At 53.5% G+C, this 16,687-nt stretch carries 11 protein-coding genes and 1 pseudogene; 8 read left to right on the top strand and 4 right to left on the bottom strand.

Annotation, left to right across the window (positions count from 1 at the left end):
• Window positions 1-735: pseudogene (locus AC1AYX_RS09955) on the top strand (hypothetical protein); the annotation flags it as partial.
• A gap of 80 nt (window positions 736-815) precedes the next feature.
• On the opposite strand, the gene AC1AYX_RS09950 reads toward AC1AYX_RS09955, so the two are convergent.
• Window positions 816-1,844 carry a glycosyltransferase family 2 protein gene (locus tag AC1AYX_RS09950; protein ID WP_476503329.1) on the bottom strand — a complete coding sequence of 343 codons (1,029 nt, stop codon included), beginning with the start codon at window positions 1,842-1,844 and terminating at the stop codon, window positions 816-818.
• A gap of 345 nt (window positions 1,845-2,189) precedes the next feature.
• On the opposite strand from AC1AYX_RS09950, the gene AC1AYX_RS09945 reads away from it, so the two are divergent.
• The gene (locus AC1AYX_RS09945; RefSeq protein WP_476503328.1) at window positions 2,190-3,350 is read left to right on the top strand and encodes an acyltransferase family protein; all 1,161 of its coding nucleotides are present in this window, start codon (window positions 2,190-2,192) and stop codon (window positions 3,348-3,350) included.
• A gap of 60 nt (window positions 3,351-3,410) precedes the next feature.
• Here AC1AYX_RS09945 and AC1AYX_RS09940 read toward each other — a convergent pair whose 3' ends face one another.
• The 3 genes from AC1AYX_RS09940 to AC1AYX_RS09930 form a co-directional block, all read right to left on the bottom strand.
• A complete protein-coding gene (locus AC1AYX_RS09940) occupies window positions 3,411-5,021 on the bottom strand; it encodes an ArnT family glycosyltransferase (RefSeq protein WP_476503327.1) in 1,611 nt (536 codons plus the stop codon).
• Between the two features lie 92 nt (window positions 5,022-5,113).
• Window positions 5,114-7,012 (bottom strand): glycosyltransferase family protein, encoded by a 1,899-nt coding sequence (locus AC1AYX_RS09935; RefSeq protein ID WP_476503326.1) that lies wholly within the window; start codon window positions 7,010-7,012, stop codon window positions 5,114-5,116.
• A 135-nt stretch (window positions 7,013-7,147) separates the two neighbouring features.
• Window positions 7,148-8,353, bottom strand: a complete 1,206-nt coding sequence (locus AC1AYX_RS09930; protein ID WP_476503325.1) for a glycosyltransferase family 2 protein — start codon at window positions 8,351-8,353, stop codon at window positions 7,148-7,150.
• A 585-nt stretch (window positions 8,354-8,938) separates the two neighbouring features.
• On the opposite strand from AC1AYX_RS09930, the gene AC1AYX_RS09925 reads away from it, so the two are divergent.
• Genes AC1AYX_RS09925 through AC1AYX_RS09900 form a run of 6 tightly spaced genes read left to right on the top strand, consistent with a single transcriptional unit; the run spans window position 8,939 to window position 16,679 of the window.
• Window positions 8,939-9,766 carry an ABC transporter permease gene (locus tag AC1AYX_RS09925; protein WP_476503332.1) on the top strand — a complete coding sequence of 276 codons (828 nt, stop codon included), beginning with the start codon at window positions 8,939-8,941 and terminating at the stop codon, window positions 9,764-9,766.
• Window positions 9,766-11,025, top strand: a complete 1,260-nt coding sequence (locus AC1AYX_RS09920) for an ABC transporter ATP-binding protein (protein WP_476503324.1) — start codon at window positions 9,766-9,768, stop codon at window positions 11,023-11,025. Before AC1AYX_RS09925 ends, AC1AYX_RS09920 begins: the two co-directional genes overlap by 1 nt.
• Window positions 11,026-11,071: 46 nt before the next feature.
• A complete protein-coding gene (locus tag AC1AYX_RS09915; protein ID WP_476503323.1) occupies window positions 11,072-12,811 on the top strand; it encodes a DUF6020 family protein in 1,740 nt (579 codons plus the stop codon).
• A gap of 38 nt (window positions 12,812-12,849) precedes the next feature.
• Window positions 12,850-13,791: a glycosyltransferase family 2 protein gene (locus AC1AYX_RS09910; protein ID WP_476503331.1), complete on the top strand. Its 942-nt coding sequence runs from the start codon at window positions 12,850-12,852 to the stop codon at window positions 13,789-13,791.
• A 24-nt stretch (window positions 13,792-13,815) separates the two neighbouring features.
• On the top strand, window positions 13,816-14,616 hold the full coding sequence (locus tag AC1AYX_RS09905) for a hypothetical protein (protein ID WP_476503322.1): 801 nt from the start codon (window positions 13,816-13,818) through the stop codon (window positions 14,614-14,616).
• Window positions 14,617-14,666: 50 nt separating this feature from the next.
• Window positions 14,667-16,679, top strand: a complete 2,013-nt coding sequence (locus tag AC1AYX_RS09900; RefSeq protein WP_476503321.1) for a glycosyltransferase — start codon at window positions 14,667-14,669, stop codon at window positions 16,677-16,679.
• Window positions 16,680-16,687 lie beyond the last annotated feature (8 nt).

The raw sequence follows: 16,687 nt of genomic DNA, 5'->3' as shown, positions 1-16,687 counted from the left end.
ATGCGCTACGGGGAGCAGTACCTGTCGTATGACCGCGATCATATCGGCTGGTACTATTTCGATCCGGGTTCCGGCGCGATGGCGCATGGTGTGAAGTGGATGACGTCGAGCGGTGGCAAGTGGGTGTACTACGACATCAACACCGGTCAGATGCGGTACGGCGAGCAGTACCTGTCGTATGACCGCGATCATATCGGCTGGTACTATTTCGATCCGGGTTCCGGCGCGATGGCGCATGGTGTGAAGTGGATGACGTCGAACGGTGGCAAGTGGGTGTACTACGACATCAACACCGGTCAGATGCGCTACGGCGAGCAGCATCTATCCTACGACCGGGAGCACACGGGCTGGTACTACTTCGATACCGCTACCGGTGCGATGGCGCATGTCTGGACGTCGTTGCCGGATGGCAGGAGGGTCTTCTATGATCGGGGCTCCGGCCAAATGGTATACGGCTGGCAGACTATTGACGGCAGACGCTACTACTTCAATACGGCTACCGGTAACTTGGAGCGTTCGGCAGGGGGTGTCTCCGGTAACCAGCAGACAGGGGGTTCGGCCACCAATAATCAGCGGGTGTGGTGGGTCGTTACGTCTAGTTCGCACGTGTATCACACGAAGAAGAACTGTCCATCGCTGCGAGCCGCCAACCAACGGAACGTACGTGAGGGAACTCTGGAGCAGGCGCGAAAGGCTGGTTACTCACGACTCTGCAAGAACTGCGAACACCTCTGAATGCCGTGTGGCTCTGTGGCACTGACTAGTCAGTGCCACAGAGCCACACGCGTTAACGGTATGTCTTCAATCCGCCACACCTACAGTGTAGTTTCGATGCGGTAGCGGGGGCGGTGCTTGGATTCCATGTAGATCTTGCCGACGTATTCGCCGACGATGCCGAGGGAGACCATGATGAGTCCGCCGATGAGCCAGATGGAGATCATCATGGAGCCCCAGCCGGCGATGGCGTGGCCGAAGCCGAGCGAGACGAGCACGTAGACGAACATGGCGATCGCCACGAGGATGGAGACGATGCCGGCGCCGGTGACGAAGCTCAACGGCTTCGTGGAGAACGATGTGATGCCTTGGATGGCGAAGGCGATCATCTTCTTCAGCGGGTATTTGGATTCGCCGGCTTCGCGTTCGCCGCGCTCGTAGTAGACTTTGCTGGTCTGGTAGCCGAGCGTGGGCACGATGCCGCGCAGGAACAGGTTGACCTCGTGGTATTCGGACAGGGCGTCGAGGGCCTCGCGGCTCATGAGGCGGTAGTCGGCGTGGTCGGGGACGGTTTCGGCTCCCATCCATTCGAACACCTTGTAGAAGGCTTCGGCGGTGTTGCGCTTGAACCATGTGTCCTTCTTGCGCGCGGAGCGCACGCCGTAGACGACTTCGTCGCCGTTCTTGAAGTTGCGGATGAACTCGTCCACCGCGTTGACGTCGTCCTGCAGGTCGGCATCCATCGAGATGGCGGCGTCGCAGCCCTGTGCGAGGGCGGTCATCAGCCCGGCGAGCAGCGCGTTCTGGTGGCCGCGGTTGTGGGAGAGCTTGACCCCGCCGAATACGGCCTCGTCGGACTCGTGCAGCTTGCAGATGATGTTCCAGGTGGCGTCCTTCGAGCCGTCATCGACGAACAGGATGCGGCTCGCCTCGCCGATCTCGCCGGCATCGACGAGACCGCGGTACTTGGCGAGCAGCACTTCGGCCGTGTGCTCAAGGCCTTCGGCCTCGTTGTAGCAGGGAAGCACGAAGTAGATGGTGGGCGTCTCCCGGTTCGTCGACCCGGTGACACCGCCGTTCTCCGCGGAAACAATCAAACCTGCATCACGTGTGCTGGTATCGAAGGTCATCTTCTCGTCCTCTTGTCATTCATGCCTATGCACTAAAGGCTCTGTGGATAGTCTACCTGTTAGGGGCATACCAGTATGACACTTCGTGAGTAAACACAGGGAAACGCACCGGCATCGTGATTGAGTGGGCACTTGCGGGATACAACGGAGAACAAGGCAGAGAATCCCTGAGAAGCGTTTTCCCCTAAACTGGTGATTCTTATGTTGGAAGGCCTGTTTGATAAACCCCTTGAAGATTGCTGGATTGGTCGACGCACCAAAGCTCAATGAGTTGTAGACACTGTAGTCGGGTGGCGGGGGGAGTATCGTAACAGATTAGGTGACTGTTCCCATAGAACCAAGTCGATGAGTGACATACTTGCCCTGGTGCGGCAAGAAAAATTCGGAGATAAAGAAAAGGAAGAAAGCGTCATGGTGTCTGATTCTACGGTAAGGAAAAGGCGAAAATCAGGAATTGAATTATTGCGCATCATTGCCATGTACATGATTCTTGCCCATCATATGGTCTTCCATAATGCTATGGATTTTATGGCACAGCCAGATTCTTTTAGGAAAGTATTTCTTGGACTATTTGAATATCTTCCTGGAAAAATCGGAATCGCATTATTTTTTATAGCATCAGCTTGGTTCTTGTCGAGCGGAAATCAAACCTTGGAAAAATCGTGTAAAAAGATTTGGGTTCTGGAACGAGAGTTGTTGTTCTGGAGTCTTGTGGGTCTGGTACTACGTTTGGCGATTGCTCCGATGCAAATGAGCATAATGGATTTTGTGTCGGCGGTGTTCCCTGTAGCGACACAGCTCTGGTGGTATGCGACCAGTTATGTGTTGTTCTTGCTGTTTCTTCCTTTTTTGATGTCAGGATTGAAATCGTTGGGCAGTGCACGGCATAGGCGTCTGATTTTCTGTATGGTTACAGTGTGGGGGGTGCTCTACCTAATTCCAGGTGCTGCCCTGAACATCGGATTGGATTTGACGGGGTTTATCTACATATATGTATTGATTACCTACTATCGGTGGTATATGCGACCTATAAAAACGAAAACAGTGTGGCTAATGTTTGTCTTAAGTGCGCTGTTACTGCTGTTCTGGAACGTTACGCTGGAGTTGTTGTATGTGGGGCAATCATGGGACCTGTATGGGGTGTTGTTCCTAGTTGTCGATCGTGAATGGTCTTTGCCTGTGCTTATATTCAGTTTTAGTATGTTTTTACTTTTTGAGCGAGTGCAGTTGCGGTCGCGAGTGATTAATTATATTGCGACGTTGACTTTCGGTGTCTATCTGATAACAGACCATCCGCTTGTACGAGATTTGCTTTGGAAACAAATATTTGATTTTAATAAATATTATTATCTGAATTACCCGGCTGTGCGAATGCTGGCTATCGTCTCGGTGGTTTACTGCTGCGCGTCATTGTTGGAGCTTATTCGAAAAATGATATTTAAATATACTGTTGATATGAGCCGAGGGGAGTTATTTGCATTTATTTGGAAGAAGGTAGAAATTTAATTATAGCCATGGTGGAAATTGAATATGAATTTCCACCATGGCTATAATTTTATCGATTGGCTAACTAGGCTTATTTATTATAGCAGGTATCCTGTTGTAAATCAGGTTTACCAAACCCCAGCATCCAGCTGCTGCAAGGGGGAGTAGAAGAAGCGCTGCCGGGAATGTATATTGTGCCTTGGCTTCCCATAGTAGATAAATGAAGAAGAATCCTGTTGCTGCTATTGCTGACACTATTGTGTTTATATTTGTTTTCCTAGTTTTTATAAGGAAAAATGCTACTCCGGCAAATGAAAGAGTCTGCATAGCGTCAGAAATAAACATAGTTAGATTATATATTTTGCCGTAATAAACCGAATGGGCGATTGGGCTTATCGGTCTGCTGGACATAGGTTTCCCTTGAGGATCAGAGGTAACTGACCAATTGCTATTGAGAATACTCTCATATGTTGGGTCGCACCAAATCCAGGCTTCCTTGTGGGAAAAATATCGTATTGCGTATAAAGGATTACTTGTAAAGTCATGGATTGAGGTACGAATTGATTGCAGAGACTCTCGGTTGGCCTGTTTCGGATCATAGTTATTCATCCAAGACCATACATAGCCATTGAACCCTCCAGAATTATTTAATTTATCAGGGTCTTGTGGACGTTGTAGTCCCATGGCTATCCATGTGGTTTTAGGTAATCCGTTGTCAATACGAACGTGATACTTATGGGTAATGTATGCGTTAAATCCGCTCGTGCATACAATGTAAATCAACAAAGTTGCGGCAATGGCTGCAAGGTTTTTCTTAGTACTACCTTTGATTGCTTTTACGCCCCAAACAATGCTCATTGCCATCAAGATGATAATCATTGTGGACTTCAGCATTATGCTTATTGTAATCAAGAAGGCGGCGTAGATATTGTATTTGAAAACCTTATCTTCGATGGCTATTTGCTGAAAATATAACGCGGCTAGAGCAAAGGGGATAGCTGGAAGGTTTCCATAAGCGAAGGTTGAATATAGGATAATTGGCCAGCTTAGTGCGATGAGTAATGCCGAAACATTTGCAACTTCATTGTTGAATATTTTCCTTGTATATAGAATTACAATGAATGCAGTTGCTGCTGCTGCCATAGAATTAACTAGCTCGATAGCGAGGTAGGTTTGACTTTGTCCGAAAGCATACTGTAATATTTTTATAAGAACAACGTATGGGGTTTGAAATGGGAACCGTTCCATATATGCGCCGGGTGCCCACTTGTCTCCGTAATCGTGTCCCAACTGGGATGCTGCGGCGATTAAATCCTTGGAATCCCAATCGGGGAATGAATTAGACATTATTGCCCAGGAAATAGCTGCAATGCCTATATAAATTGATACTATTAGCGCGCTGGCTTTGCTATCTATTTTCTTGAGCCAGCCAGTTGCCTTCAGGGTTGTGATAATAGCTAATATTATTGCGATGCCAATAACGACAAGGGGGGTGGTGCCGTGTTTGTACTCTACTCCCTCCGTATAGTGAGGATAGTGTATTGTTACAAATAATGTGGCGCAGGCCAGTAAGGAAAATAGTATTCCTGCTGCCCACAGGAAGAACGATGTTAAATATCTATAAATCAGCGTTCTTCCGTCTTGGGTCTCAATTCGTTGCACAATGCTGTTTTGCGATTGTTTATCTATCATACCGTTATTTTTGATTTATAGATGTTGAAATACTTAGTAGGGGATGGCGAAGTTCAGATCCCCGCCATCTCCCACTGGAATTTACTGCTGATTTATTTCATTCCAAGATACTTTTTCCAGTAAGGAATGGAAGTCAGTTCCTTACTGGCGCTCTTGTATTCCTCTTCGAGCTGTGTGCGGTGCTTTTTGAAGTATGCGAGGTCTCGCTTATACCTCTTCATGATTTCGCCGTACTGCTTGACGTCCTTGACGCGAATAATGCCTTTACGGTTGAACCAGTCAACGGCAACGATGATATTTTCGCCGTGGATGCTGCCGGAAGGATAAATCCAGCCGGCGCTGGGAATTAGAGCGTAGTCCTTGCCGGAAATCTTTTTAGCACTGTGGACACTTGCATGCAGTATGCGTTGTCCGTTTTTGGTGAGGAAATCAAATGCTCGCTGTTGCAGTGAACGGGGTTTGTCATTGTCGATTTCCTGTCGGGTCAGTTTGGTGACGTCGAAGCCTTCCAAGCCCATATCGTCGGCCATCTTCTGCAGTTCCGGGAAGGAGACCAGCTTCTCCTTCTCACGGTTGGCCTGCATGAACTTCTCCTGGGCCACGGGCTGCTTGATGAAAGCGGGCCCCTTGAGGAAGTCCTCGAAACCTTCAAGGGCCAACGCCGCGTCCGTGTAGTTGAACTTGCGGAGTTCCAAATCGACCTGGTCGTGGAGCTCGCGCAGGAAAGTATCGATGCTGGGGGCGAGACCGGTCGTCATCTGGGCGATCATGCCGTTGCGGATGCTCTGGTAGCGCTCTACGGCCGCGTTATAACGGATTTCGAACTTGGAATGCCAGATGCCGAGACCGTTCATCGTCATGAACGTCGGGTTGCAGCGGATGCCGTATTCCACGTCGTCGTAACGGACGAAAACCGGCAGCGGCATGCCGTTGCGCTTGATGACGCTCATGGGAATGCAGCAGTACCACCAGGCGGCGTAGCGTCGGCCGTCGCCGACGCGCAGGCTCTCGTCGTACGCTTCATTGAACACGATGTCGACGAACTTCGTGACCTGCAGCGGAATCTTGGCGGCCACGCAGACTCCGATGGAGGGGTCGATGAAGCCGGTATCCTCCTTCATGTCCTGCACATCTTCGTAATTCAGCATCGCTCCGCTGACAAAGGCTTCGGAGTATTCCGGCTTAACGATGCGCAGCAAGTTGTAGGTACGCATGATGCTTTCGGGGGATACTTCGACATCATCGTCCATGAGCAGCACGTGGGTCGCGGGAACATCCTGCTCCATGGATTCAATCATGCCGCGCGCGAAGCCGCCGGCACCGCCCACGTTCTCGTTCGGAGAGACGGTCACCTTGTCTGTGCTGAGCTCCTTGTACGGCAGCGTGCTGCCGTTGTCGATGACATGCATGCGGAAATGCTGTGCGATGTCGTTATCGGAACCGAGAATTTCCTTCTTCACCAGTTCGATGTTCTTGGTGATGTAGGATTCCTTCTTGAACGTGGTGGTGGAAAGGGAGAGCTCGACATCCGCCAGTTCTCCGTCGATGTCCAGCGTGTAGTACGCGTTGCGGGCGGTGACTTCACCGCTGGCCTCGATTTGGAAGCCCACGAGTACCATATCGTCGTCGACGGCGAGGTCGAGATCGACGGGCTGCCAATCCTTGTTAGCGGAGACGACCACAGAGACCGTGGACTCAAGCTCGGGAGCCGAAGACAGACGGTAGGCCTTGGTCTGCGTGATGGTGCATGCCGCGCCCTTGACTTCGATGTGAAGGTGGAAGCCGGTCGCACGAGTGTACTTGAGTAGCTTCATCGTGGACAGACCGTTGAAGTACGTGGTGAAATCGATGGTGCCCGCACCTTCGATGGCCCACTCGTGGGTATCCGGATCAACGTGCACCGGCTGATCGGTGTGGTAGTACATCGTCGGGTAGCTGAGTGCTCGTGGAGTCGTCTCCATGAGCACATTGGCGAAACGCATTGATGGCATGTGCCCTTACCTCGCTATCAAAAAGTAATCGTTCTCAACGCCCAAGGATACCCAACCCTCTTCGCAGAGATACGGAGAGAGTTGGGTATGCGCACGAAGTGCATACCTTTCGGGAACGAGAATTTATTCAGTGAATCAACGTCCCCGACGGATACGATTCCGAAGGGAACGAGGCAAAGCTGTCAGTAGACGCCCTGTCCTGAACGACCTTGAGTGCATGATATCGTTGAGCCGGCGATTGGCGTCGTCGGCTCGGCGATTGGCGTCGTCGGCTCGGCGATTGGCGTCGTCAAGTTGAGAAAATGCTCGTTCCTTATCTTGTCGTTCCGCGAGCACGGCACCTTGAAGATTTGTGACGTCCTCGTGCCATTTCGCGGAATTAGCGATTTGTTGCCGCAACGGAAAGGCAAGAGGTGCGTGAGTATTGTCTCCTGTTAACAATTGACGCATCTCTTTTGAAAGTAAATCAACCTGTACGAATGAATTCAGCTTGGATGCTGCAGCAAGGATATCTGGATTCTCATCAAGTATCCACCAATACAGACCTGCGTATTCTTTTTCTAACCTACGCACGGCCAAATCATGTAACTTGGAGAATCGATGCTGTCCAGATATCCGTAGTTCATCAGTGATACCATTCAACACGCCGAGCTTCTTGGCAGCTGTCCAATTGATTGTCTGATGCCCGAGTGAATAGTGATATATCACGTCATGCACCGCGACAAACCGTCCTGCAGCTGTTAATGCAGCTACTAGGAAGGGAGGATCCTGATAACGCGTATATGCGGGGAAGCGTAGCTCGTTGTGGGAGCGAAGGAACTCAGTACGGAACATGAATCTGTGGAAGCCGTAGTCGAACTGATAATCGGAGTATTCCACAATGTCAGTATCGGAAGGCAAAGTGTAACCCCATAGCAGAGGGTCGTCCGAGAAGTCTGTTCTAATGGTGCCGTTGCTTTCATCGTAGATTGCGAAGGAGCCTCCTACTGCTTGCACATTGGTATGGGTTTCGGCTGCCGATAATAACGTTGCGAGAGAATCATTATTAGCAAAGGAGTCATCAGGATCGTGAAAAATCAACCATTCTCCGTTAGCTTCAGCTATCGCACGGTTGCGGGCTGCTGAGACTCCAGCATGCGCGGCAGCAATAACGCGAATGCGAGAATCCTTTTGTGCGAGGCCTTTCATGATGGCAAGCGAATCGTCCGTGGACCCATCATCGACACAGAGAATCTCCAAATTCTCAATGGTCTGTTGGGCTATCTTTTGTACGCTTTCTCGGATGCACGTTCGTTGGTTATAGACCGCAAGAGCGACGGTGACCTTGGACGTGGACCCCATTGCCTTCCCTCCTTGACTATTTTACTGTGTTTATCAGAGCATATTCTGTATTCCAGACGAAAACGATTCTTCGGGTGTTTGCGGTGGTCTGCTTGCCAGAGGACTTCATTGGTATTTGGGACATTCGTGCTGTTTGCACTGTCTGGCGGCTAGATTCCGCTCTGTTCCTCGACAATGTTCATCTGGTGCCTTGACCGATTCTTCGCAATTCCGCTGTGGTACTTGTCTTCCACGCGCTTTGCCATGCGATGACGCGGATTGTATCGGGAGTGTCGATTGCTCAACCGGAGACGCGGAAGTCGTCGAGGATGCGTCCCGCCATGGGGTCAGTGGAGCGTACGCTTGTTGATTCGCTTAGCTCCGCTTCGATGACCACCTTGGTTGGTTCCCGTTGCATGGGAACGAGCGTTCAGAAGATGAGCCTTCTTGTCAGTCTGCGTGGGTGGGGCTGTAGGCTCCGGCGACGGGGTAAACCTCATCGCCATGCAAACTGTTGAAGGCTCACAGAAGATGAAAGTTCTATGGACGTTTCTTGGGGGATTTCACCTTCCGGCCCCACTGATACGATGGTTTGCCGTGAAGAATATGGTGGATAACCTCAAGTCCCGGTATGAGTACGCATGGGTGGTGCTGCGCGGCCTTGTGGAGACGGATTTCAAACTCCGCTATCAGGGCTCTGTCCTTGGCATCGCCTGGTCGGTCTTGAAGCCTCTGATGATGTTCTGCGTCATGTACGTGGTGTTCGGCAAGTTTCTGCGCATGTCCGACGGCACTTCGACGTATCCTGTGGTGCTGCTTCTGGGCATCAGCTCGTGGCAGTTCGTCACCGAATCGACGAATGTCGGTCTGAGATCGGTCGTTGAACGTGGCGATCTTCTGCGCAAGATTCATTTCCCGAACTACATCGTCGTAGTGTCGGCCACGGTGGGCGCGTTGATCAGCTACGCCATCAACCTGTGCGTGGTGCTCTTGTTCGCGCTGGTGGCACGGGTGCAGTTTACTTGGCGTGTGATGCTGTTGCCGCTGAACATCATCGAACTCTATGCGGTGACGTTGGGATTGACGCTTCTCATGGCCACGATGTATGTGTACTTCCGTGACATCGCGCATATCTGGGAAGTGCTCCAGCAGCTCGTCTTCTACGGCATGCCTATCATCTACCCGCTGAGCTACGTCACTAACCGCGGCGGCCTGTACGCCGAACTGGCACGCTTGGAGCTGATCAACCCGTTCGCGCAGACCATTCAGGACATCCGTCATAATCTTATCGCGCCGGAGACCCAGCCGACGATTTGGAATTCGTTCGATAACCCGTTCGTCAAGGCGTTCCCGGTCGTGCTCACCGTGGCGCTGCTGTGGCTGGGTGTGTATTTGTTCCGTCGTAACAGCCGTAAGTTTGCGGAGGTCATGTGATGTCTGACAAAGCCAATGATGTGATGAACAATCCGGTAGTCCTCTCCGTCGACCATGTCTCAAAGAGCTTCAAGCTTCCTACGGAGCAGGCCACCGGTATGAAGCAGGCCTTCATCAACTGGACCAAGGGCATCAAGGGATACAAGACCCAGCAGGTGCTCAAGGACATCAGTTTCGAAGTGCATAGGGGCGAGTTCTTCGGTATCGTCGGTCGTAACGGCGGCGGCAAGTCCACGTTGCTGAAGATTATCTCCCAGATTTATTACCCGGAGACGGGCAGCGTCAAGGTCAACGGCAAATTGGTGCCGTTCATCGAGCTCGGTGTCGGTTTCAATCCGGAACTCACCGGCCGCGAGAACGTGTATCTGAACGGTTCGCTGCTTGGCTTCACCTCCGAGGAAGTCGACGCGATGTATGACGACATCGTCGAGTTCGCCGAGCTCGAGGAGTTCATGGATCAGAAGCTTAAGAACTACTCTTCCGGCATGCAGGTACGTCTCGCCTTCTCCGTCGCGATTAAGGCGCAGGGCGATATCCTCGTGCTCGACGAGGTGCTCGCCGTCGGTGACGAGGCGTTCCAGCGCAAGTGTGACGAGTTCTTCACCGAAATCAAGAAGGACCCCAGTAAGACGGTCATCCTAGTGACTCATGACATGGATTCGGTGAGGAAATACTGCTCCCGTGCCATGATGATCGCCGATGGCGAGGTCGAGGCGATTGGTGACCCGGAAACCGTCTCCCAGCAGTACACTCTGGCGAATCTTAAAGCCGATGAGGCCGCGGAACGCAAGCAGCGCGAGGAACGCGGCGGATACCCCAACGGTCTGAACGAGCGTTGCCCGTTGTTGCGCACCTACGCGGTGTCTCCCCAGATTCGCAAATCTTCCGACACGTTCCGTTTCGCTGTCGAATACCAGTATGATGAGCCGGGCGATTTCTATCTTGCTATCGCGATGCATGACATCCGACGTGGTGGTATTTCTTATGATACTGGAATGAAAACATTCAAGATGAAAAAACATGGCCATCATACGGTATATTTTGATATTCCGCTGAACATTTTCAACAATGGGGAGTTTCGTTTGATTACCTCGTTGCGTACTCCAAATCCAGTAAATGATGAACGTACGGAAGCCGTAGGTGTAGCTGTTGATGAAAATGCATGTACGTTTGTCATTCAGGATAGCCGTAATCGCGAATACGCTCTGTTGAGTGACCGTGCGATTACGTTTACCCAAGTGGTCGAACCGGTGATGTAGATAAATAATAAGAAAGCATTAGGTTTATTCAGATAAGGCGGCATAAATGGCGCGAAGCCTAAGCAAATGGTTCAATTATCGTGATGTTTCCACGTGGGTGTTTTCCTGCTCGGTTATGGCGTTCGTGTTCATAGGACGCGCCGTGGATGACAAGTCCCATGGCGGATTCGGACGTTCGGTAATCTACGCCATTGTCTTCGGCTTCGCGGCATGGCTGGTGTCTTCCGTCATCTTCCACTGGTTCGACCGCATCGGCTCTTCAGGGACCGAAGGACAGATAGCTGCGGATTCGGCGTCTCTTGGCCAACGCATGATGGATGCTGGCTATTGGACGATGAAACGTGTTCCCACGACATTTATTGACAGCCTGAAAACCCATGGTCTCGTATGGCTGATATGCACGATTATCTGCTGGTTGCCTTGGCTCGTGGTATGTTGGCCCGGCGTGATGCGTGACGATACCATCGCCCAGTTCATGCAAAGCGCTGGTTACCACTGGTACTATTCGCAGCATCCGCTGTTCGATACGCTGCTGTTCGGTGTGTTCTGGAACATAGGGTTTGCCGCGCATGATCTGCTGCTGGGGTTGGGGCTGTATGTCTTGGTGCAGACTCTGGCTTTTGCCGTGGACGTGGCGTTGGTGTTGTGCTACTTGGGCAAACTGGGGGCTCCCCGCTCGCTGTTGCTGGCCGTGTTCCTTTTCTTCGCGTTTTGCCCCGCGATAGTAGGAGCGGTACCGACCATGGCGAAGGACTCATTGCACGCCGTATTCCTTTTGCCACTTGCGATCGTGTTCGTCGAGGCTTGTCGCACTCGCGGTGCGGTATTGCGTCGTTGGCCCGTGGCCGTTGCGTTTGTGACTCTCATCGTGCTGTGCGCGCTCAGCAAGCGAACGGCTACTTTGGCTATCATCTGCGCGTTCGTCGTGCTCGCCGTGTTGTCCAAGGGATACCGTGCAAGAGTGCTTGCTTGCCTGTTGGTCGCTGTCATGCTTGCGCAGGGCGTGGTCGAACCTGCGTTGGAGAAAATCACCCGTGCCGAAGTCACGCCGGGCAAGGAGGTCATGGGACTAGTCATGCTGCCCGTGGCGCGTGTCCAGTCCAAGTTCCCAGAGCGTATTACGCCGCAGGAGCGGGCAGCCTTGTCGGGAGTGATGAATGTTGAAGAAGCCGGCGCGACATATGCGGGCTACCGTGTCGATGAAACATCGTGGACGATCAACAACAATGCATCGATGCGGCAGAAGATGCAGGGTATCGGCGCCTGGATTTCATTGGGGCTCCGCACGCCCGGGGAATATGTCAAGGCTTTTGGGAATCTCATGCTCGGTTGGTTCTATCCGCAGGACGGTGTGTTCTATGGGGCCGATTCCGACGGGTTGTTTACTCGGCAATACATGATGCAATGGAACGGTTTCGTGCATCCGCCATTGACTGCCGAGGCTGTATTGCACGACATGCGTGGTACCAGCCGGAAGCCTCCGATCATCAGAAGCGCGGCGCGGATGGGGCAGAAGCTGGCTTCCGATCCCAAATGGAATGCGTATGCGTATTACGCCACGTACATTCCGCTTATGCTGTTGATTTATGCCATGTCGCGGCGTCGGTGGCTTGCGGCGGCGACGGGGGCGATGCTGGGGTTCAATGTGCTTGTGCTGTACCTGTCCCCACTGGTGTTTTCCTGGTATCTATTGCCGGTGGTGTTCATCCTGCCGCTGTTCTTCGGCACCACCGTTTGCTTTGATGACGATGCGTCGCGGCTTGCGGGCACCAGGCCGTTCAGGTGATGCGTCGGCAATGGTCGACAATGGCTATAGTGGTAGACATGCTTGAGAAGAAGACCCCCTCCGTCGCCGTGCTGCTGCCCTGCTACAATGAGGAAATCACCATCGGCAAGGTGGTGCGTGATTTCAGGGCGGCTTTGCCGGACGCGACCGTGTACGTGTACGACAACAACTCCACGGACCGCACGGCCGAAATCGCCCGCGAAGCGGGCGCGGTCGTACGCAGAGAGCCCCGTCAGGGCAAGGGCAACGTGATTCGAGCCATGTTCGAGGACATCGACGCGGACGTGTACGTCATGGCCGACGGCGACGACACCTACCCGGCGGACGCGGCCCCCGACATGGTCGCCAAGGTGCTCGAAGGGTACGACATGGTCATCGGCGACCGCCTCTCCTCCACGTACTTCCAGGAGAACAAACGCCCGTTCCACAACTTCGGCAATCGACTGGTGCGCGGCTCCATCAACCACCTGTTCGGCGCGCATGTGACCGACATCATGACCGGCTACCGCGCATTCAACTTCACGTTCGTCAAGACGTACCCCGTGCTCTCGCGCGGCTTCGAGGTCGAGACCGAGATGACCATCCATTCGCTGAACAGCAACCTGCGCCTGTACGAGATGCCCATCCAGTACCGGGACCGTCCGGCCGGTTCCGTGTCCAAGCTGGACACGGTCGGCGACGGCATCAAGGTGATGAGCACCATCTTCCGCATGATCCGCGAATACAAACCACTGCCCTTCTTCGGCGGACTCGGCCTCATCATCGGCATCATCGGCGTCGTTCTGTGCGGATGGGTCACCGCGGACTTCGTGGGGACCGGCGTGGTCGTCCACTTCCCCACGCTCATCGGTGCCATCATGCTCGTCATCGTCGGTCTCCTGCTGATCAGCACGGGAATCATCCTTGACGTCATCGCCAAGAACGACCGCAAAACCTTCGTTGTGGATGCCAACCGGTTCGCTTATATGCAGCGTCATTGAGAAGAGCGGTAGAGGGTTCTGGAAATGGAAAATCTGTTTGCTGATATCTGGAATCTGTTTTCCGGCAATAACAAATTGGCCACGTTCATGACGGTTCTTGCCGGCATAACCGGTGTTCTTGCGCTGTTCTGTGAGCCAATAATGAACTTTGTTACGAATAGTGCAAAGACCGAGATGCTGATGTCTCTGGATGAAAAGCTGGTTGCCGATATTGATAAGATGGGGGAATCTCTATATCGTGATGCGCTGATGGAGCATCGTGAAGATTTGCAGAAGAAAATACGCAGGCGGTTTGCTTGGAGTTATTTCTGGCGGCATAGAGGAAACAGGGATGCTTTCAATGACCCCTTATCATTATACTTTATTCTATTTACCTTAGGCGTGCTTATATTTAACTTCATTGGTTTTTTCCAGAAGAATGGAGATAGTCTTTCTGGTGATATTGTATCGAATGAATTGATTATTCCAGCCGTGTCGTTTGTTGTTGTCATTGCTGGATTTATAGTTACGTGGCAATTTTATCTTGATTATAATCAATTTCGGGTCTTATATGCGGCTGCGATAGCTTCTCAAGGAGTTGATGTCGTAGTTCTTCCCAAGACTGTGTATTATAGTTGGTACTATATGGTTGCTCCCGGCTCTGTCGGTGCGGGAGTAGCATTCCTTTGTATTTCAAAAATGATTATGATATTTGACCCAGATAATTCAGAGGCAATATTGACTGCATATTATTTGGGATTTGGTATTTATATCGTTTCGGTATTTATTTTATTGATTACTGCATTTGTAGGAATATTAAATTGGAATAAGCTGAATGACTGCTGAAGCGGCGTAGGGATTTTTTGGTTGTTGGGTACTGAACGTACAGTGTTCCTATGCCTAATGCAGAGCTTGAGACGATTTGGCGGGTGGTGTTTCCTTCGGGGAACGTCGGACTGGACGAGGACTTCCGTGTGGCCGCGGCACCGATCTACGGCAGCGGGCGGGACACCGCCGGCGCGCCCGTAGGCAACGAGGCGTTGCACTCGTGGGTGAAGGGCCGTACCTCCATCGAAATCCCCGCGGGAAACGGCTACTCGACCGGCTGCTACTACAATGCGTTCCCGGCGGCGTACTGGGCGCAATGGACGAACGTGCAGTCCGTGACGTTGCGTCTGCGTGCGGCTGGCCACGGCACCGTGACCGTCCACGCCTCCGACGAGAAGGCGAACGACCGCATCGTCCACAGCGTCGACGTGAACGCCGCGTCCGGTGACGGCACCGTCGAAAACGGCGACATCGTCGAAACCATCATCCCCATCGCCGGCATGGGCGAGGGCGGCTGGCTGTGGTTCGACGTGCAGGCCGCGCCCGACGCCCCGATCACCATCGCCGACGCGCAATGGCTGTCCTCCGTGCCCGCGAAACGCACGCTCACCGCCTCCTTGTCCATCACCACGATGAACAAGCCGGAATGGTGCATCCGCCAGTTCAACCTGCTCGCCGACATGGCCGACATGAGCCTCATCGACGCGGTCTACGTCGTCGACCAAGGCACGAAACTCGTCGCCGACGCCCCCGGCTTCGACGAGGCGCAAACAAAGCTGGGCGACAAGCTGCGCGTCATCCGCCAAGGCAACATCGGCGGCTCCGGCGGCTTCGCGCGCGGCATGTACGAGGTCGAACACCACGATGAAAGCGGCTACGCGATGCTGCTCGACGACGACACGGTGCTCGAACCCGAATCCGTCTCCCGCGCCATCGCCTTCGCGAACCACTGCATCGAACCCACGCTCGTCGGCGGCAACATGCTGTTCCTGAGCGAACCGACCCGCATCTGCGCGCTGGCCGAAGTGTTCGACGCGAAAAGCATCAGCTGGGGCACCGCCGTGCAGGAATCCCGCTACGACGATCTCGCATCCGAGCCGTTCCTCAAGAAGACGTACCTGCACAAGCGCGTGGACGCCGACTACAACGCGTGGTGGATGTGCCTCATTCCCGTCGAGACGATCCGCAAGATCGGCCTCTCGTACCCGTTCTTCATCAAGAACGACGACGTCGAATACGGCGTGCGCGCCCAGCGCGCCGGCTACCGCACGGTCACCGTTCCCGGCGTGTGCCTGTGGCACCAGTCCTTCGTCGACAAGGACGACCAGCTTGACTGGCAGGCGTACTTCCACATCCGCAACCGCACCATCATGGGCCTGCTGTACACGAACCAGGCATACCGCACCGGCGTGCTGAAGGAGATGGTGCGGTTCACGATGTCCGCCACCGCCAAGATGCGCTACTCCGCGGTCGCGCTGCATCAGGCCGCCATGAAGGACATCATGGCCGGGCCGGAGCACGTGGGCTCCATCCTCGAGACGCGTCTGCCCGAGATCCGCGAGATTCGCGGCAAGTTCGACGACGCCACGATGATGCCGATCGAGGAGCTGCCGGACACGCTGCGCGGGCAGAGCGAGGAGTTCGAGCACCTGCACGACGCCTCCCGCGCCGCCGTTACCTTGAAGATCGGCCTGCATCAGATCACGCCGCCGCGCGCGGACCGGAGCCGTGTGATCGACGGGTACATGGAGCCGACCAAGGTGCATTGCCTCATCGCCGACGACCACCACACGAGCGAGGTGCCCGCCGATCAGCTGGGTACGCTGACGCTGGTCGCCGACGATGCTTCGGATCACTGGAGGGCTGCCGGACTCATGGACTCCGCCGTGTTCGTTGACCCGGACCGTGGCAAGGGCATCCTGCTGACTCGCAAGCCGCTGCTCGCGATCGGCGGATTCGTGAGGACCTGTGCGCTGTACACGCGGATCATCGCGAACTGGCGGACTTACCAGAAGGAGTATCGCAAGGCGTTCGCCACGATGGTTTCGCCGGAGTGGTGGCAGCGGTACTTCGGAGAGTAGGGGTTTTG

It is taken from the genome of Bifidobacterium sp. LH_419 (assembly GCF_056356955.1).
This window is presented reverse-complemented; position numbering and strand designations above follow the sequence as displayed.